This is a genomic window from Microbacterium fluminis (assembly GCF_051549805.1).
Lineage (GTDB): Bacteria > Actinomycetota > Actinomycetes > Actinomycetales > Microbacteriaceae > Microbacterium.
This window is the reverse complement of record NZ_CP196042.1, coordinates 61,635-78,854: the sequence shown is the minus strand read 5'-3', so window position 1 is coordinate 78,854 and position 17,220 is coordinate 61,635. Positions and strand designations below refer to the sequence as shown.

Annotated in this window: 17 protein-coding genes; 1 reads left to right on the top strand and 16 read right to left on the bottom strand. The window is 71.6% G+C overall.

From position 1 onward, the window contains the following. Positions 1-10 precede the first annotated feature (10 nt). The 12 genes from ACSJDX_RS00355 to ACSJDX_RS00300 form a co-directional block, all read right to left on the bottom strand. The gene (locus ACSJDX_RS00355) at positions 11-1,930 is read right to left on the bottom strand and encodes an ABC transporter ATP-binding protein (RefSeq protein WP_438353624.1); all 1,920 of its coding nucleotides are present in this window, start codon (positions 1,928-1,930) and stop codon (positions 11-13) included. Between the two features lie 29 nt (positions 1,931-1,959). Continuing rightward, the gene (locus ACSJDX_RS00350; RefSeq protein ID WP_438353623.1) at positions 1,960-2,172 is read right to left on the bottom strand and encodes an AsnC family protein; all 213 of its coding nucleotides are present in this window, start codon (positions 2,170-2,172) and stop codon (positions 1,960-1,962) included. Positions 2,173-2,245: 73 nt separating this feature from the next. Further along, positions 2,246-2,548 carry a hypothetical protein gene (locus ACSJDX_RS00345; protein WP_438353622.1) on the bottom strand — a complete coding sequence of 101 codons (303 nt, stop codon included), beginning with the start codon at positions 2,546-2,548 and terminating at the stop codon, positions 2,246-2,248. Positions 2,549-2,650: 102 nt separating this feature from the next. Continuing rightward, on the bottom strand, positions 2,651-3,307 hold the full coding sequence (locus ACSJDX_RS00340) for a GrpB family protein (protein WP_438353621.1): 657 nt from the start codon (positions 3,305-3,307) through the stop codon (positions 2,651-2,653). Positions 3,308-3,366: 59 nt separating this feature from the next. After that, positions 3,367-4,845 carry an MFS transporter gene (locus ACSJDX_RS00335; RefSeq protein ID WP_438353620.1) on the bottom strand — a complete coding sequence of 493 codons (1,479 nt, stop codon included), beginning with the start codon at positions 4,843-4,845 and terminating at the stop codon, positions 3,367-3,369. Between the two features lie 159 nt (positions 4,846-5,004). Further along, on the bottom strand, positions 5,005-5,358 hold the full coding sequence (locus ACSJDX_RS00330) for a Fe-S protein (protein ID WP_438353619.1): 354 nt from the start codon (positions 5,356-5,358) through the stop codon (positions 5,005-5,007). Positions 5,359-5,390: 32 nt separating this feature from the next. Then, the gene (gene ribH, locus ACSJDX_RS00325) at positions 5,391-5,873 is read right to left on the bottom strand and encodes a 6,7-dimethyl-8-ribityllumazine synthase (RefSeq protein WP_438353618.1); all 483 of its coding nucleotides are present in this window, start codon (positions 5,871-5,873) and stop codon (positions 5,391-5,393) included. Further along, positions 5,870-7,147, bottom strand: a complete 1,278-nt coding sequence (ribA, locus tag ACSJDX_RS00320) for a GTP cyclohydrolase II (protein ID WP_438353617.1) — start codon at positions 7,145-7,147, stop codon at positions 5,870-5,872. The genes ribH and ribA overlap by 4 nt, the downstream gene beginning before the upstream one ends. Beyond that, entirely contained in the window at positions 7,144-7,791 is a 648-nt protein-coding gene (locus ACSJDX_RS00315; protein ID WP_438353616.1) for a riboflavin synthase, read from the bottom strand. Before ACSJDX_RS00315 ends, ribA begins: the two co-directional genes overlap by 4 nt. After that, positions 7,791-8,897: a bifunctional diaminohydroxyphosphoribosylaminopyrimidine deaminase/5-amino-6-(5-phosphoribosylamino)uracil reductase RibD gene (gene ribD / locus ACSJDX_RS00310; RefSeq protein ID WP_438353615.1), complete on the bottom strand. Its 1,107-nt coding sequence runs from the start codon at positions 8,895-8,897 to the stop codon at positions 7,791-7,793. Before ribD ends, ACSJDX_RS00315 begins: the two co-directional genes overlap by 1 nt. A 302-nt stretch (positions 8,898-9,199) precedes the next feature. After that, the gene (locus tag ACSJDX_RS00305) at positions 9,200-10,078 is read right to left on the bottom strand and encodes an Fpg/Nei family DNA glycosylase (RefSeq protein ID WP_438353614.1); all 879 of its coding nucleotides are present in this window, start codon (positions 10,076-10,078) and stop codon (positions 9,200-9,202) included. Positions 10,079-10,123: 45 nt separating this feature from the next. Next, complete coding sequence (locus ACSJDX_RS00300; protein ID WP_438353613.1) at positions 10,124-10,687, bottom strand: GNAT family N-acetyltransferase; 564 nt, start codon at positions 10,685-10,687, stop codon at positions 10,124-10,126. A gap of 232 nt (positions 10,688-10,919) precedes the next feature. Here ACSJDX_RS00300 and ACSJDX_RS00295 point away from each other — a divergent pair, with 232 nt between their 5' ends. Next, complete coding sequence (locus ACSJDX_RS00295; RefSeq protein WP_438353612.1) at positions 10,920-11,774, top strand: DUF559 domain-containing protein; 855 nt, start codon at positions 10,920-10,922, stop codon at positions 11,772-11,774. A 219-nt stretch (positions 11,775-11,993) separates the two neighbouring features. Here ACSJDX_RS00295 and trpS read toward each other — a convergent pair whose 3' ends face one another. The 4 genes from trpS to ACSJDX_RS00275 form a co-directional block, all read right to left on the bottom strand. Continuing rightward, on the bottom strand, positions 11,994-12,998 hold the full coding sequence (trpS, locus tag ACSJDX_RS00290; protein ID WP_438353611.1) for a tryptophan--tRNA ligase: 1,005 nt from the start codon (positions 12,996-12,998) through the stop codon (positions 11,994-11,996). A 39-nt stretch (positions 12,999-13,037) separates the two neighbouring features. Further along, the gene (locus ACSJDX_RS00285; protein ID WP_438353610.1) at positions 13,038-14,957 is read right to left on the bottom strand and encodes a hypothetical protein; all 1,920 of its coding nucleotides are present in this window, start codon (positions 14,955-14,957) and stop codon (positions 13,038-13,040) included. Between the two features lie 144 nt (positions 14,958-15,101). Next, positions 15,102-15,959 (bottom strand): exodeoxyribonuclease III, encoded by an 858-nt coding sequence (locus ACSJDX_RS00280; RefSeq protein ID WP_438353609.1) that lies wholly within the window; start codon positions 15,957-15,959, stop codon positions 15,102-15,104. Positions 15,960-15,969: 10 nt separating this feature from the next. Beyond that, a complete protein-coding gene (locus ACSJDX_RS00275; protein ID WP_438353608.1) occupies positions 15,970-17,211 on the bottom strand; it encodes a YihY/virulence factor BrkB family protein in 1,242 nt (413 codons plus the stop codon). Between the last annotated feature and the right edge of the window lie 9 nt (positions 17,212-17,220).

The window sequence follows — 17,220 nt, the reverse complement described above, 5'->3', positions numbered from 1 at the left end:
CCGGGGGCCGTCACACCAGGAGCTGGTGGCGGGCGAGGTCGCGATACAGCGGCGTCGAGGCCACCAGCTCCGAGTGCGTGCCCTGGCCGACGACGCGGCCGCGGTCGAGCACCACGATGAGGTCGCTGTCGACCACGGTCGACAGGCGGTGCGCGATCACCACCAGCGTGCGCCCCTCGGCGACGGCGTCGAGGGCGTCGCGCATGCGCTGCTCGTTGAGTCCGTCGAGCGACGACGTCGATTCGTCCAGCAGCAGGATCGGGGGAGCGGCCAGCAGCGCCCGGGCGATCGCGAGGCGCTGGCGCTCACCGCCGGAGAGCATCACCCCGCTCTCGCCCACGGGCGCGTCGATGCCGAGCGGAGTGCGCTCGAGCACCTCGGTGAGGTTGACCGCGTGCAGCACGCGCGCGCAGTCGGCGTCGGATGCCTCGGGAGAGGCCAGTCGCAGGTTGTCGGCGATCGTCCCGGCCAGGGTGGGGGCGTCCTGCTCGACGTAGCCGAGCTGCGCCCGCAGTTCGGCGCGGTCGAGGGTGCGCACGTCGTGCCCGCCCACGAGGATCGCCCCGCCGGTCGGGTCGTAGAACCGCTCGATGAGCGCCAGTGCGGTGCTCTTGCCCGCGCCCGAGGGTCCGACGAGGGCGACGCGCGCCCCGCGCGGCACCGAGAACGAGACGCCGTGGAGGACGCCGGATGCCGCGGCATCCGTCTGCTCCTCACGCACGGTCTCCGGCGCGCCTGTCTCGACGTGCGCGTTCTCGAGCAGCTTCACCGCCTCGGCCTCGGCGGCGGCGCGGGCGGCGATCACATGCTCGGGGTAGGCGAAGTGCACATCGGCGAACTCGATCGCGGCGCCGGGGTCGGCCGGTCGGGCGTCGGCGCCGGCCCAGCCCGCGATGGCGGGGTCGTCCTGGTCCTCGGTGGGGAGGTCGAGCACCTCCTGGATGCGGCCCAGGGCACCGAGGGCCTGGCTGACCGACGTGATCGCGCCGAACGTCGAGCCCAGCGGGGCCACCAGCATGAACAGGAACATCACGAACGTCACGAGCCCCGCGATGGTGAGGTCCTCGTGGGCGACGCGGAAGCCGCCGACGCCGAGCACGACGAGCAGCGACACCTGCAGGGCGATGCTCGCGACCGGCACGACCAGTGCCGACACCTTCGCGATGCGCACGCCGACGCCGTACGCCTCGGTCGCCAGGCCCGTCACCGCGGAGGTCTCGCGCTCGGTGGCGCCCGAGGCGCGGACGGTGCGGATCGAGCCAACGGCGCGTTCGACACCGGAGGCGAGCTCGCCCACCTTGACCTGCTGCGCGGTCGATGCGGTGCGGATGCGGCCCGACAGCAGCACCACCCCGACCACCGAGACGCCGATCACGAGCACGATGAGGCCGAGCAGCACCGGGTCGATGATGGCCATGGCCACGAGGGCGCCGACGAAGACCAGCGCGTTGCCCACCGCGTCGGCCAGGCCCTGGGTCAGCACGGCGTAGAGGAGCGTCGTGTCGGTGCCGACGCGGGAGACCAGGTCGCCGGTGCGACGGGCGTCGAACTCGCTGATCGGCAGCCGCAGGATGCGGGCGATGAGCTTGCGTCGGCTCGAGTACACGACCGCGGTGCCGGTGCGCTGCAGCAGGTAGTGCTGATAACCCGAGATGACCGATGCGACGAGCACGAACCCGACGAGCGCCCACACGAGCAGCCCGAGGCCTTCCCCGTTCTGCACGCGTGTGATCACCTGGCCGACCAGGAGCGGCTGCGCGAGCGTCGCGAGCGCACCGACGATGCTCAGCACCGCGACCACCCAGAGGGTGCGCGTGTGCTCGAAGACGAACGGCAGGAGCTGCCGCACGGTGGCGCGCGGACCTTCCGGCTCGGTGCGGCCGCGTCCGAGGCCGCGGCGGGCCGAGCGGGTGGGGGCGGGTGCGGACATGGCGGTACCTCGTTCGACGTGCTCGGGGGTCACTGTCGACCGTACTTCTTGTGGGCGGCCTGTTTGGACACGCCCAGCGCCCCGGCGATGGCGATCCAGGCGTAGCCTTGGGTGCGTGCCCGTCGCACCTGCTCTGCCTCGGCGCGCGCCAGAGCGTGGTGCAGCTCGGCGATGCGGCGGAGTTCTGCGATGGGCTCGCCGTCTCCGATCGCGCCGACGGCGGTGCGGATGCTGTCGCTCATGGATCCTCCGAGCGTCAACGTTAGTTGACGTACAGGTCCGCTGTCAACCTGCGTTGACGACGAGGGGCGCTCGTCAACGGGGTCGGTGCGGGGTCGCGGGCACTTCGACGACGATCCGCGTCCCGGCCTCGATGACGCCGGGACCTCGATCGGGCGTCGGTGCGGGGGCAGGGATCACCTGCTCCGCCTCCCAGGCGGCTCGCGCGTTCTCCGCGCTGGGGTGGAAGAACTCGTCGATGCCCAGCAGCCCGCCGGACGACGACATGCCGGCTTCGCCGTCGGGAGGCCGGAACCGCGTCACGATCCCGACGGCGGCGAACACGAGCGGGGTCAGCAGGACGATCGCGATCGCCGCCCACCCGAACACGTCACCCATGCACGCCACGCTACGCGCGCCGGATCGCACGCACATCAGCCTCAGGGTGGACATGCACGGGCTGCGTCGGGCTCTCGCTCGAGCCGGCACGCCGGCGGCGTGTCAGTCGGTGAAGCCCGCCGCGGAGAAGGCGCGCGCGTAGATCTCGCGGATGACGTTCTCCTTCCGCGCGTTGTACTCCATCACGGTGGCGGTGCTCCCGCCTGCGGCAGCGGCGGCACGTTTGGTCGCCGCGTACAGGTCGCGGTCCTCCGCGCTCGTCCGCAGCCAGTTGCGCAGCACGACATGGCGCACGAGCTCCGGACTGTCCGGTCCGAACACGTGCAGGTTGATCGCCGGACCGTCCGGGATGCGCGACGGCGCGCCTGGACCCGGGGCGCCGTCATCGGGGCGGCGGCCGCCGCGCAGCATCCGATGCCCGTACCACCAGGGTTCACGCACCGTGAGCACGAATCCGGCCGACTGCAGCGGCGCAAGCCACGTCGGCTCGTCGTCGGGGTCGGCGACGGTGAGGTCGAGGTCGAGGATCGGCTTGGCAGCCAGGCCCGGCACGGCCGTCGACCCGACGTGCTCGACCCGCAGCGCGCGAGGACCGAGCACGTCCTGCACGAGCCGCGCGACCTGCTGGGCCTGCGCCGGCCAGGAAGGATCGTGATCGACGACCTCGACCGTCGCACGCACGGGTGGGACCACCCACGGGGAGCTGCCGGGCGGCGGCGGCACCTCCTCGAAGCGGAGGATGTCTTCTCTGCGGGGCATTCCGCGAGCCTAAGCCCGCACGACGCGGCGGATGCCGCGGCATCCGCCCATCGCTGCCGCTACGACGTCGTCTTCGCGGCCGCGCCGAGGTTGTCGTCGTAGTCGACGTCCTTGGTCTCGGGCGAGAGCAGGAGCGCGACGAACGTCAGCACCCCCATGGCGGAGAGGTACAGTCCGACCAGCCACGGACTCCCGCCCGCGGCCGCCCACAGCGCCACGGCGACGATCGGCGCCAGCGCGGCGCCCAGGATCGACGAGACGTTGTAGGCGATCGCCGAGCCCGAGTAGCGCACGTTCGTCGGGAACAGCTCGGGGAGGACGGCACCCATCGGGCCGAACGTCGATCCCATGAGCAGGAACCCGAAGATGAGGAACGCCTGCGTCAGCGCTCCGGTGAACTTGGGATCCGCCTGCGGGGCGAGGAACAGGTTGAAGGTCAGGCCGAACACGATGATCAGGCCCGTCACCCACAGCAGCAGCTTGCGGCGCCCGATCGCGTCGGCGATGGGCCCGGACAGGAGGGTGAAGATGCCGAAGAACACCACGCCGATGATCTGCATGAGCACGAAGTCGGTGAAGCCGAAGCCCTGGCCGGGATAGAACTGGGCCGCGAACGCCGTCGGATCGAAGGCCTTGCCCGCTGCTTCGGCCGCCTTCTGCGCCGCCGCCGATGCCGTCGCGAGGTCCGCCGCCTTCGTGCCGAACGACAGTGTGAAGTTCGTCATCAGATAGAACAGCACGTACGTCGCGAGCATGATGAACGTGCCCAGGATGAGGTGCTTCCCGTGGCGCCGCACCACGACGCCCAGCGGGAACCGGCGGATCGCCCCCGAGGTCTCGGCCTTCTGGAACGTGGACGACTCCACCAGGCGCAGTCGCACCCAGAGGCCGATGATCACCATCACGGCCGAGAAGAGGAACGGCACGCGCCAGCCCCACGCGAGGAACTCCGCCGAACGCTGTCCGCCGCCGTCGGGATGCGGCAGCACCGCGTTGATCGTGAGGAACACCGCGTTGGCGATGATGAAGCCGAGCGGCGCACCCAGCTGCGGGAACGTGCCGTACCAGGCACGACGCCCTTTCGGCGCGTTCTCGGTCGCGACGAGGGCAGCCCCCGACCACTCGCCGCCGAGAGCGAAGCCCTGCGCGAGCCGGAGGATGAGCAGCAGCACCGCGGCCCACACGTTGATCTCGTTGTAGGTGGGGAGACACCCGATGAGGAACGTCGCGATGCCCATCGTGAGCAGCGATGCCACGAGGGTCGCCTTGCGGCCGAAGCGGTCGCCGAAGTGTCCGAAGACGACCGCCCCGAGGGGGCGCGCGATCATCGCGGCGCCGAACACGCTGAACGACAGCAGCAGCGACGTGGTGTCGTTGCCGGTCGGGAAGAACAGGACGGGGAAGACCAGCACCGCCGCCGTGGCGTACGCGTAGAAGTCGTAGAACTCGACCGTGGTGCCGACGAGACTCGCGAGGATGACGCGGGACCGCGGATTCGCGGGGGCGGAGGACGTCGACACAGCGGCGGAGGAGGGCATGGGCGAATCTGTCCGATCGTTGGGGCAATCGTGGCGTTCGTCCGAGCTGCGGCCCGGACGACACCGAGCGCTGCAGCGCTCCGGCGAACCGCCGGTCGGGCGACGACGGGCGCCGCGCGATCCCTCCAGCCTAGCCAGGAGATCCGGGCGAGCCCGGGATCAGCGCCAGATGACGCCCAGTCCGGCGTTCAGCAGAGTAAGGATGCCGACGGCCCAGAACGCGCCGACGGGCACCGTCGCCCCGCGACGCTGCCGCGCCGCGCCCATGCCCAGCAGGCCGCCGATCACGAGCAGCACGACGAGCTTCACGCCGATCTTGATGTAGTTGAGCTCGTACGAGATGCCCCATGGCGCCGCGAGCGCGAGGCCGGCCAGCAGAGCGATCAGCAGCCCGTAGTCCATCAGACGCGTGACCCGGACGCGGCGGCTCACGGCCTCCACGACCCACGCGCCGAACAGCACGGCGAAGCCGACGAGGTGGACGAGCACGACGACGTGACGCAGGATCTCCATGGATCCCACGGTACCTTAAGTTCGACTGAAGGTCAGCCCTGGGCTGCGCGCAGCTCGCGGAGCACGAGGGCGGTGCGGATCGCGGCATCCGCGGCCTCCTCGCCCTTGTCCTCCTTCGACCCGGGCAGGCCGGCGCGGTCGATGCCCTGCTGCTCGTCGTCGAGGGTGAGCACGCCGAAGCCGACCGGCTTGCCCGTGTCCAGCGCCACCCGCGTGAGGCCGTCGGTCGCCGCCGACGAGACGTACTCGAAGTGCGGGGTTCCGCCGCGGATGATGACCCCGAGCGCCACCACGGCGTCGGCTCCGGCTTCCAGTGCCGCCTTCGCGGCGACCGGCAGCTCGAAGGAGCCCGGCACCCGCACGAGACGCCACGACGCCCCTGCGGCCTCGAGCGTGCGCTCGGCGCCGGCGATGAGGCCGTCGGTGATCACGTCGTGCCAGGTGCCGGCGATCACGACGATGTCGAGTCCGCTCGCGTCGGTTCCGCCGACGATGGGTGCGCCCTTGCCGCTCACGATCCTGCTCCTTCGTTCATCTGCGCGAGGGCATCGGCGAGGTCCTGCTCGGCGATGATGTGGCCCATGCGGTCGCGCTTGGTCTCGAGGTACTGGTGGTTGTTGGGTCCGACGCCGACCAGCAGCGGCACCTGCTCGACCACGTCGAGCCCGAGCGCACGCAGCTGGTGCACCTTGTCGGTGTTGTTGGTGAGCAGGCGCACCTTGCCGACGCCCAGATCGGCCAGGATGCCGGCGGCCGCGGCGTAGTCGCGCGCGTCGGCCGGCAGCCCGAGCGCGAGGTTGGCGTCGACCGTGTCGAGCCCCTGCTCCTGCAGGCTGTACGCACGCAGCTTGTTGATGAGGCCGATCCCGCGCCCCTCGTGGCCGCGCATGTAGACGACGACGCCGCCGTCCTTCGCGATCGCGTCGAGCGCGGCATCCAGCTGAGGACCGCACTCGCACTTCAGCGACCCGAACGCCTCACCCGTGAGGCACTCCGAGTGCACGCGCACGAGAGGCGCGTCGTCGGCGAGCTCGCCCGAGACGACGGCCAGGTGATCGGTGCCGGTGATCCGGTCCTTGTACGCCAGGAAACGGAACGATCCGTGCCGGGTGGGCACGTGCGCCTCGGCGCGCAGACTCACGCGACGACGGTGGGCGGTGCCCGGCGCGGCCTCGACCGGCTCGTGCTCGTCGAGGTGCGCGATCAGCTGCTCGATGGTGATGACCGGGATGCCTTCGCTCGCTCCGAGCTCGAGCAGTCCCGGCATCCGCATCATGCTGCCGTCCTCGGCGACCACCTCGCCGATCGCCCCCACCGGCTGCAGCCCGGCGAGCCTCATCAGCTCGACGGCGGCCTCGGTGTGGCCCGCGCGTTCGCGCACGCCGCCGTCGACCGCGCGCAGCGGCAGGACGTGGCCGGGACGGATCACGCTGGTCGGCGTGGACGCGGGGTCGGCCAGCACGTTGAGCGTGTGCGAGCGGTCGGCCGCGCTGATGCCGGTCGAGACGCGGTCGGCGGCGTCGACGCTGACCGTGTACGCGGTGCTGCGCGAGTCCTCGTTCTGCGCGACCATCGGCGGAAGGTCGAGCCGGTCGGCCCAATCGGCGGGCATCGGCGCGCACAGGAACCCGCTCGACCAGCGGATCGTCCACGCGAGCCATTCGGTGGTGGCGAGCTCGGCGGACAGGATGATGTCGCCCTCGTTCTCGCGGTTCTCATCGTCGGCGACGATGACGGGCTTTCCGGCGCGCAGCGCGTCGAGGGCCTCGGGGATGGTGGAAAGGCTCATCGGGAGCCTCCTTCCGTCGGGGTGTTCTGCGGGGTGAAGGCCGCGAAGGAAAGCAGTCTCTGCACGTGGCGGGCCAGGATGTCGGTCTCGAGGTTGACGCGGTCGCCCGCGACACGGGCGCCGAGCGTCGTGGCGGCGAGGGTCTCGGGGATGAGCGAGACCTCGAACCATGCGGTGCTCGCGCCGGCGGCGCTGACTGCGCTCACGGTGAGCGAGACGCCGTCGACGGCGATCGAGCCCTTGTCGACGACGAGGGGGGCGAGGTGATCGGGGATCGCGATGCGCAGCACGCGCCACTGGTCGCCCGGGCGCACCTCGAGCATCTCGCCTGTGCCGTCGATGTGGCCCTGCACGATGTGCCCGCCGAGGCGGCCGTGTGCGGCGGTGGCGCGTTCGAGATTGACGGTGCGGCCCTCCGCGACGCCCGCCAGGGTGGACATCTCGAGCGTCTGGCGCATCACATCGGCGGTGAACCAGTCCTCGCCCTGGTCGACGACGGTGAGGCACACGCCGCTGACCGAGATCGAGTCGCCGTGCGCGGCATCCGACACCGCCTTCGGGGCGCGCAGCGTCAGCCGCACGCCGTCGCCCGACGGTTCGACCGCGGTGACGGCGCCGATCTCTTCGACGATTCCGGTGAACATCAGGATGCTGCTCCTTCACGAGCGGGGGAGGGGGAGGCGGATGCCTGGGGCCGGGCGCTGCCGGCCTCGGCCGGGGCGGCGGATCGTGCGACGACGAGGAGGTCCTCGCCGAGGCGCTCGGCGGAGACCAGGTCGAGGCGGTGCTGATCGGTGATCGTGTCGACGCCCAGCCCGCGCAGCGCGGGCCGGTCGGCGCCGTCGGCGCCGGAGCCGATCAGGGTGGGCGCGATGTAGGCGAGCACCTCGTCGACGAGTCCGGCGCGCAGGAACGCGCTCGCGATGGTGGGTCCGCCCTCGACGAAGACGCTCTGCACCCCCTGCGCGCGCAGCTCGTCCATCAGCTCCGGGAGGTTCTGGCCGTCGCGCTGCAGCAGGCCGCGCGGATGCGCCCGCACGAGGGCATCGTCGGGCACGGCGCGGGCACCGAGCACCACCGGCAGCGGCTGCGCGTCGAAGAGGGTGCCGTCCTCACGCCGCGCGGTGAGCGCCGGGTCGTCCGCGAGCACGGTGCCGATGCCCGCGACGATCGCATCCGCCTGAGCGCGGCGTCGGTGGACATCGGCGCGCGCGGCGGGGCCGGTGATCCACTTGCTCGTGCCGTCGGCGGCGGCGGCGGCACGACCGTCGAGGCTCTGCGCCCATTTGACCGTGACGTGGGGGCGTCCGAGGCGCACCACCGTGGTCCAGGAGTGCAGCAGCGCCTCGGCCTCGTCGGCGCGGACGCCGCCTTCGACCGCCACCCCGGCGGCGGCGAGCCGTTCGGCGCCGCCGCCGGCGGCGGGCGTCGGGTCGTCGAGCGCGTAGACGACACGGGCGACGCCGGCCGCCAGCAGCGCCTCGGAGCACGGACCGGTGCGACCGCGATGGTTGCAGGGCTCGAGGGTCACGACGGCGGTGAGACCGCGCGCGTCGCCTCGGGGGAGCTTCGAGAGGGCGTCGACCTCGGCGTGGGCGGTTCCGGCACCGCGGTGCCACCCCTCGGCGACGATCGCACCGTCCGGCGACAGAAGCACCGCACCCACCTGGGGGTTCACGCCGCGCGGGCCGTTCAGCGCGAGTGCGAGCGCACGGCGCATCGCCGCATCCTCTGCCCGGCTCACCGTCATGCGTCGTCTCCACTGTCCCGATGTTCCGGGAGGGGTGGCTGACGGAGGCGCGCGATGACGCCCGTGCTGCCTCCCTTCCGGACTAGCGGAGGACTCTCGCCCTTCGCATCACCGTCGGTCCCGGAATTCCACCGGATCGGCCGTCGCCGCATCCTGGATCGGATGCCGTTGCGTCGGTTCGCGGACTGTCACCGCCGGTTCGGATTCCCACCGACCCCGGAGCACTGTGCTCTCGATCCTACTCAACGCCGGGCGCGCGGTTTCATTCCGCGTGTCACGGTGCGACTCGGAGGGAGACGCGACTACTTCAGGAGCCGGGACAGTCGCCGGTCGGCGAGCACCTTGCCGCCGGTCTGGCAGGTCGCGCAGTATTCGAGCGAGTTGTCGGCGAAGAACACGCTGCGCACGGTGTCGCCGCAGACGGGACAGACCTCGCCCCGGCGGCCGTGCACCTGCATGCCCCGACGCTTGGCGTCCTTGAGGTCGGCAGGGGGCTTTCCGGATGCCTCCGACACGGCATCCGTCAGCGTCGCGGTCATGGCGGCGAACAGGCGGTCCACATCGGCGTCGTCGAGGGTGGCCGCGAGGGCGTACGGCGACATCTTCGCGGCGTGCAGGATCTCGTCGGAGTAGGCGTTGCCCACTCCCGCGATCACCGACTGATCGCGCAGCACGCCCTTGATCTGGGTGCGGCGCCCGGCCAGGAGCCCTGCGAGGTCGTCGCGCGAGAACGACGGGTCGAGCGGATCGGGGCCGAGGCGGGCGATCCCGGGCACATCGGCAGGGTCGCGCACGACGTAGACCGCGAGCGACTTCTTCGTGCCGGCCTCGGTGAGATCGAAGCCCGACCCGTCGCTGAGCGCCACGCGCAGCGCAATCGGGGTCTTGCCCGGGCGGATCAGCGTCGAGGGGAGGGCGTCGTACCACCGCAGCCACCCGGCCTTGGCGAGGTGGAAGACCAGGTGGGGCGAGGCATCCGCTCCCTCCGTCCCAGTGGACAGGTCGATGAACTTGCCGTGTCGTGCGGCTCCGGTGACGGTGGCGCCCTGCAGCGCCGTGACCTGCGGATCGTAGGTCTTGAGTGCGGCGATCGCGGCCACGGTGACGCGTTCGATCGTCAGGCCGGTCACGCGTCCGCGGAGGAAGTCGACGAGCCCCTGCACCTCGGGCATCTCGGGCATGCGCCCATCCTGGCACGCAGCGCCGACGCGCAGGCAGGTGCGCGATCAGTCCCCGAGCACCGGCCAGGGCTGCGGCGTGCGGTCGTCACCCGACAGCAGACCGGCGATCCATGCGTCGTCGCGTCCGCGCGGACTGGTGAGCGCCTGGCGCAGCAGCCCCTCGTAGCGGAAACCCTGGGCCCGTGCCGCGCGCGCCGAGGCGACGTTGCCCACGACCGCCCGCCACTCCAGCCGGGCGAGCGCGAGTCCGTCGAGCGCGAACGCCCAGTCGACGACGGCACGGGATGCCTCGGCCACCACGCCGCGACCCCGGAACGCCGGGCCGGTCCAATAGCCCAGCTCGCCGGATCCGGTGCCCAGGCGGTACACCCCCATCATCCCGGCGACCGCTCCGTCCAGGCGGACCGCCCACGTCACGTGCTCGTTCGAGATCCAGTCCGCCGCGACCTTGGCCACGAACTGCTCGGCGTCGGAGCGGTGATAGGGCGACGGCACGGGGGTGTAGCGCACGATGCCCGGGTCTTGGCACGCCGCCACGATCGCGTCGACGTCCGCGGCGGTCGGAGGAGACAGCTCGAGCCGGGCGGTGCGCAGGGTGACGGCTTCCATCCGGACAGGCTACCCACCCGCTCGGTCCACCCCGTCGCGTCGGCGACTCCGGTCGAGGAACCCCACGCGTGTGTAGATCGACCGGATTCCGCCGGCCGTGCACGTCCGCGCCGCCGTGCGACCGGAGTTGTCGACTTCCGATTCCTCCCCAGCGGCCCGCCCGGTGGAACTCATCCCCAGATGCCGGATGCTGCGCGTCACCCGGCGCTCGCAGACATGATGCTCGTCCACCATGTGGGAGACATACAGCACACGCGCCGATCTGCGGCGCAGCGGTATGACCGAACGGCAGATCGCCGCCGCGGTGGGCGCAGGCGAACTTATCCGCGCCCGCCGGGACTGCTACCTTCTCCCGGGCGCGCCGGACGACGTCGTTCGCGCTGTGCGGGTCGGCGGCCGACTCACCTGTCTTTCGCTCCTGCGACTGAACGGCGTGTTCGTGCTTGACGATGAGCGACTGCACGTCCACCTCGCGCCGGACGCGACACGTATGCGATCTCCCTACGATCGCGGGAAGCGGCTCCGCCCGAGACGCGCCGCACAGACCCGATTGCACTGGTGGGCGCCTACCGGCGACGGCTTCGGGCCGGCGACCTGTGTCGATGCGATCACGGCTATGGCGCATTCGGTGAGGTGCCAAACCTCCCGCGGCGCGATCGCTTCCTTCGACAGTGCGCTCAACCGCGGACTGCTCACGCTCGATGACCTCTTGGAGGTGTTCGACCTGCTCCCTCTGAAGTACCGGGTGTTGATTCCGCTGATCGACGGTCGGGCCCAATCCGGCACGGAGACCCTGGTCCGGCTGATGGTGCTCGGCCTCGGTTGCCGCGTGCGCCTGCAGGTGGCGTTCGAGGACGTCGGATTCGTGGACCTGCTGGTCGACGACTGGTTGGTCATCGAGTGCGACAGCAAGGAGTTCCACTCGTCTTGGGAGCAGCAGGTGAAGGATCGTCGCCGCGATCTCGCGCTCGCCCGACAAGGGTTCGGTGTCCTGCGCGTGACCGCCGCCGACGTCTTTCAGCGGCCGGACGACGTGCTCGCCGCACTGCGCGGATTACTGTTCGCGCGTGCTGGCCGCACCCGATGAAGTCTGACATTCGGCGTCGCGCCGGTCGGCTCACCCGCGCCACGCACCGACCGGCGACAACTCCGGTCGCTCGCGCGGAGGCGGACCGCACGCTCCGAAAATCCGGGAGTGAGACCACGGGCCCCGGCGGAGTGACCGGAGTTGTCGACGCCGAGACCGGCGAAGCCCCAGTGGAGCGACCGGAGTCGTCGACGCCGAGACCGGCGTGATGCGGGAGTGTCAGACGCGACGGAGCAGACCGATCCGGTCGTAGACGTCGCCGAGGGTGCGCCCGGCCACGGCGTCGGCCTTGGCCGCGTTCGCGCTCAGCACCCGGTCGAGCTCGGCGGGGTCGGCGAGCAGCTCCAGCGCGCGGGCGCGCACCGGCTCGAACTCCGCGACCACGACCTCGGCGAGGCCCTTCTTGAAGTCGCCGTAGCCGCGACCGGCGTACTCGTCCTCGATCGCGGGGATCTGCCAGCCGGTGAGCGCGGCGTAGATCACCAGGAGGTTCGACACCCCGGGCTTGGACTCGCGGTCGAACCGCACCGAGCCCTCGCTGTCGGTGACCGCGCGCATGATCTTCTTCGCCGTGATCGACGGCTCGTCGAGCAGCCACAGCACCCCGGCATCCGACTCCGCCGACTTCGACATCTTCGCCGTCGGCACCTGCAGGTCGTAGATGCGCGCGGTGTCGCGCTGGATGACCGGCGTCGGCACCGTGAAGGTCTTGCCGTAGCGGGCGTTGAACCGCTCGGCGAGGTCGCGCGTCAGCTCGACGTGCTGCTTCTGGTCGTCGCCCACGGGCACCACGTCGGTCTGGTACAGCAGGATGTCGGCGGCCATCAGCACCGGGTAGGTGAACAGCCCGACCGAGGTGGCGTCGGCGCCGTAGCGCTGCGACTTGTCCTTGAACTGGGTCATGCGCCCCGCCTCGCCGAACCCGGTGATGGTCGAGAGCACCCACGCCAGTTCGGCGTGCGCGGCGACGTGCGACTGCACGTACAGCGTCGAGCGCGACGGCTCGATGCCGGCCGCGATGTACTGCGCCGCCGTGCGACGGGTCTTCTCGCGCAGCTCGGCCGGATCGTTCGGCTGGGTCAGCGCGTGCAGGTCGACGACCGAGAAGAACGCGTCGTACGAGTCCTGCAGCGTGCGCCACTGCATGAGCGCCCCGATGTAGTTGCCGATCTGCAGGGAGTCGGCCGAGGGCTGCATGCCGGAGTACAGGCGCGGTTTGGTCATGCGACCAAGTTTAGGAGCGACGGATGCCCCGCCCCGCCGTCACTCGAACGGGGCGACGAACCGCGGGGCCGCGGCGCCGACGAACGCCACCATCTGGTGCCCGGCGCTCTCGGTTCCGTCCGCGTTCAGCACGCGGGTGCTCGAGACCCAGACGTTGCCGGACAGATCGATCGCAATACCGGTCGACCCGCCGAGGCCGACGAAGTCGTATCCGGTGGCGTCGGGGGAGATCGGTTCCCCCGTCGTGAGGCTGCGGGGGCACCGGGTCGTGTCGACGCCGCAGAACTCGCTGACGCGCTCGCCGGTGCGGTTGGCGACCCACACGTTGCCGTCGCCGTCGGTCGCGATCCCCCACGGCTGGGTCACCCCGCCACCGGTGAACGGCTTCGACACGGTCTGAGCGTCCGGCGAGATGTGCGTCACCGAGGGTGTGCCCGAGCCGGTCGTGGTGCCGTCGCCGCACGCAGGGGCCGGGACGCCGGCGTTGGCCACCCACACATTGCCGTCCTTGTCGGCGGCGATGCCCGTCGGGTGCGCGAACCCGTCGAGGAGGGGCGAGCCGGCGAGGGGGGTGCCGTCGCGGCCGAAGACCGCGACCGTGCTCCCGGCGTTGGCGGTGACGAACAGGCTGCGGCCGTTGTCGACGATCCCGAACGGGGACTGCACCCCGAGCCCGGTGACGTTCTTGGCCTTCTTCGGGTCGCCCTTCGGGTAGACCGTCAGGGTGCCGTCGCCACAGTTGGCGATCCACACGTTCTGATCGCCGTCGATCGTCAGGCCCTGGGGGGCGTTGAGCGCACCCTGGGTGTAGCCGGTCGCGGGCGAGAGGGCGGACCGACCGTCGAACAGCGAGACGCTGTCGGCCGACGGCTGCGCGGTGCCCCCGCATCCTGCACCGGCGGCGACTCCGGGCGTGCCCGCGTTGCTCAGCCAGAGTCCGCCGGTGCGGTCGAACTCCAGACCGAATCCGCTCGCACCCGAGCCGGCGACCGAACCGAGGATGCTGCCGTCGGGGCCGATCTCGAACACCCGACCGTCTGCGCAGGTCGCGCTCGCGACGTCGGAGGCGGAGGCGCTCGCCACCCAGACGTGGCCGTCGGGTCCGATCGTGATCTCGCCGGGGGCTGTGAGCCCCGCCGCGGTGCCGTCGAAGCGCAGTGGGAGGGTCCACGCGGCCGGGGCCACCGGCAGGCCGGGCGCGGCCGCGCGTGCCCGGAGCGACACCTGGAAGAGGCGGTGCACGGCGGCCGACGGATCGCGTGCGATGCCCGCGAACGCCGCTGCGGCCGAGGCCAGGCGGTCACGATCGTGGGCGGCGGCGCCGAACATCGTCTCGCACGAGGTGGCGTTCTGCAGGCACGCCGTGAGCATCGCCGTCAGCGACGTGAACGTCGCGAGCGTCGAGGTCTGGTCGCCGTTGGGGGCCGACGCCAGCACGTCGCCGACGACGCCGGTGGCGGGGTCGGCGAGATTGGCGGCCATCGTGGCGGCGTTCTCGAGCCAGTTCACGGGACCGGTCGGCACCGCCTCGCCGAAGAACTGCGCCAGGCCGTAGCCGGCGGCGACCGTCGTGCGCTCGTTGAGGGTCAGCGTGGTCGCGCCCGGCTCGGCGATCGCGCCGAGCAGCGCGCGGCTGTCCTGCTTGCGTCGCGCGTCGACCCACACCACGCCCTTCACATCGGTCTGGTTGACCGACAGTGTGAAGGCGCCTGTGCCGTCGCTGACCGTGTTCCCGAGATCGCGGGCACCGTCGGGGCTGGTGTTCCAGGCGGTGACGGTCCACTCCGACGGATCGATGCCGGCGGCCAGCGGAGCCACCGAGCCGGTGAGGATGCGCGGGGTGGGCGACGGTGCAGGCTGCGGGTCGGCCTCGGGGGTCGTCGCGGTGCACGCGGCCAGCAGGAGGGCCAGAGCGGTGAGGACGGCGCCGCCGACGACGGTCTTCTTGCGGTCGGTCACCGTGGTCCCCTGTCGTGCGTCCTGGCCGATTCCTCGTGCGTCCTGGCCGATTCCCCGGAGTCTATCCGGCGAGCCTGAGGGGTCCCGGTGCGTGCGACGACGTGGTCGCGTGCGCACCCTTCGTGCCGGGTTCCGCGACCGGGCTCAGCGTCCGAGCGCGTAGTCGACGACCACCGGGGCGTGGTCGCTGAAGCGGGTGTCCCATGCGGTCGCCCGCACGACGTGGTACCCCGAGGCGCGCGCCGCCAGGTCGGGGGTGGCGAGGTGGTAGTCGATGCGCCAGCCCGTGTCGTTGTCGAACGCACGACCCCGCATGGACCACCACGTGTAGGGCCCGTCGACCTCGCCGGCGGCGGCGCGGCCGACGTCGACCCAGCCGAGACCCGTGCCGACCGAGCCGTCGACCCCGGTCACCTCGGCGCCGTCGGCCCCCAGGAAGCGGTCGAAGTACGCGCGCTCGCGGGGGAGGAAGCCCGACCTCTTGACGTTGCCCTTCCAGTTGCGGATGTCGAGCTCGCGGTGACCGACGTTGAGATCGCCCATGATCAGGGCCAGCGGCGAGGCGGCGCGCAGCCGAGGCATCCGCTTCTGCATCGCATCGAGGAACGCCCATTTGGCGTCTTGCTTCGGGGTGTCGGCCTCGCCGCTGTGCACGTAGGCGCTCACGATCGTGAGACGCTCGCCGGAGACCTCGAAGTCGGCTTCGATCCAGCGGCCGGCGCTGTCGAGCGCGTCGGGGAGGGCCTCGTCGTCGAGCACCCGCCGCACCTCGATCGGGGCCGTGCGGCTGGCGATCGCCACTCCGGCGCGACCCTTGTCGAGCGCCTCGTCGTTCACGAGCTGCCAGCCGGGCAGCGCCGCCGTCAGTTCGTCGGCGGTGGCCCGCACCTCCTGCAGGGCGAGCACGTCGACATCGGCGTCGGCGAGCCACTCGATCATGCCCTTGCGGACGGCGGCGCGGATGCCGTTGACGTTGACGGAGGCGATGCGGAGGCGGGGCACGACCGCCAGCCTAACCGCGCCCTCCGACACGATCGTCGGCGGCCGGAGCGGATGCCTCGACCTCCGCGAGCTCCGTGCGCGCCGCCCGCACATCCCGGTCTGCCGCCCAGGCCCGGTACCAGGGAGCCCCCGCGCGCGCCTCGCGCGCCGTGCGCAGCCGCACCTGCGCGGCCATCAGCAGCGCGCGGTGCTCCACCGCCCGGCGCTCGGCGTCGGTCACCCGCTGGAGGGGGATGTCGCGGTCGGCCGCGGCGACGGCGATCCACGCCGCCCCGACCAGCATCACGATGCCGTTCAACCGGAACCACAGCAGGAGGCCGACGAAGATCGCGAACGTGCCGAGCAGTGCGTTCGTGGGCGTGTAGCCGAACAGCAGCCCCGCACCCAGCTGCAGCGCGGTGAGCGCGCCGCCGGCGAGCATCGCGCCCGGCCAGATCGTGCGCCACCGCAGCGACGTGCCGGTGAGGAACCGGAACATCGCGCCGAGGGCGGCGGCGTTGAGGGCGAACGACACCACGACCGACGCGATGCGCAGCCCCGAGTTGAGGAAGCCGGAGACGTCGGGCAGGCCGAAGAGCGAGAACAGCCAGTCGAGGGTCCAGGTGCTCACCGCGCTCAGGCCCGATCCGACGACCAGCGCCACGCCGAACACGGCGGCGGCGAGCAGGTCGCGCGCCTTCAGCAGCAGGTAGCTGCGCCGGTCGAGCGGGAGCCCGAAGATGTCGCGCACCGCGCGGCGGGTGAACGTCACCCACCCGATCGCCGTCCAGATCACCGCGGCGAGCGCGATCGCACCCGTGATCGTGAGCACTCCGGTGTTGTGGGTCGCGACCTCGGTCACCTGTTCGGGGGTGAACAGACCGCCCTCGTCCTGGATGAGACCCGGGATGTAGGTGTTGACGACCTCGATCATCGCCCGGACCGACTCGGGACTGCCGCCCAGCCACAGCCCGGCGCTGGCGAACGCCACGTACACCGCGGCGAAGATCGCGAACAATGCCTGGTAGCTCACGCCCGCGGCCAGCAGGAATCCGTTGTGCTGCAGGAAATGGCGCCACACGCGCACCGGGAACCAGCCGAGCGTGGCCCGGGTGATCTCGGTCGCCCGGGCGATGGGCTCGTCGAACCGCTCCCGCAGCGCGTCCTGCGTCGACTCCCACCGTGCCCGCAGCGACTCCTCCTCGCGGGCGGCCTGCGCCGCGGTCTCGCGTGCCGCGGGATGCGCGCGGCGGCGGTCGGCGGGGGAGGTCACGCTGACAGA

What these genes read in the sequence shown, in the direction of transcription:
- ACSJDX_RS00305 (WP_438353614.1), bottom strand. Translation starts at nt 10,078, where the DNA reads ATGCCCGAGATGCCCGAGGTGCAGGGGCTCGTCGACTTCCTCCGCGGA.
- ACSJDX_RS00295 (WP_438353612.1), top strand. Translation starts at nt 10,920, where the DNA reads ATGTGGGAGACATACAGCACACGCGCCGATCTGCGGCGCAGCGGTATG.
- ACSJDX_RS00355 (WP_438353624.1), bottom strand. Translation starts at nt 1,930, where the DNA reads ATGTCCGCACCCGCCCCCACCCGCTCGGCCCGCCGCGGCCTCGGACGC.
- ACSJDX_RS00335 (WP_438353620.1), bottom strand. Translation starts at nt 4,845, where the DNA reads ATGCCCTCCTCCGCCGCTGTGTCGACGTCCTCCGCCCCCGCGAATCCG.
- ACSJDX_RS00300 (WP_438353613.1), bottom strand. Translation starts at nt 10,687, where the DNA reads ATGGAAGCCGTCACCCTGCGCACCGCCCGGCTCGAGCTGTCTCCTCCG.
- ribD (WP_438353615.1), bottom strand. Translation starts at nt 8,897, where the DNA reads ATGACGGTGAGCCGGGCAGAGGATGCGGCGATGCGCCGTGCGCTCGCA.
- ACSJDX_RS00315 (WP_438353616.1), bottom strand. Translation starts at nt 7,791, where the DNA reads ATGTTCACCGGAATCGTCGAAGAGATCGGCGCCGTCACCGCGGTCGAA.
- ACSJDX_RS00345 (WP_438353622.1), bottom strand. Translation starts at nt 2,548, where the DNA reads ATGGGTGACGTGTTCGGGTGGGCGGCGATCGCGATCGTCCTGCTGACC.
- ribA (WP_438353617.1), bottom strand. Translation starts at nt 7,147, where the DNA reads ATGAGCCTTTCCACCATCCCCGAGGCCCTCGACGCGCTGCGCGCCGGA.
- ACSJDX_RS00330 (WP_438353619.1), bottom strand. Translation starts at nt 5,358, where the DNA reads ATGGAGATCCTGCGTCACGTCGTCGTGCTCGTCCACCTCGTCGGCTTC.
- trpS (WP_438353611.1), bottom strand. Translation starts at nt 12,998, where the DNA reads ATGACCAAACCGCGCCTGTACTCCGGCATGCAGCCCTCGGCCGACTCC.
- ACSJDX_RS00350 (WP_438353623.1), bottom strand. Translation starts at nt 2,172, where the DNA reads ATGAGCGACAGCATCCGCACCGCCGTCGGCGCGATCGGAGACGGCGAG.
- ACSJDX_RS00340 (WP_438353621.1), bottom strand. Translation starts at nt 3,307, where the DNA reads ATGCCCCGCAGAGAAGACATCCTCCGCTTCGAGGAGGTGCCGCCGCCG.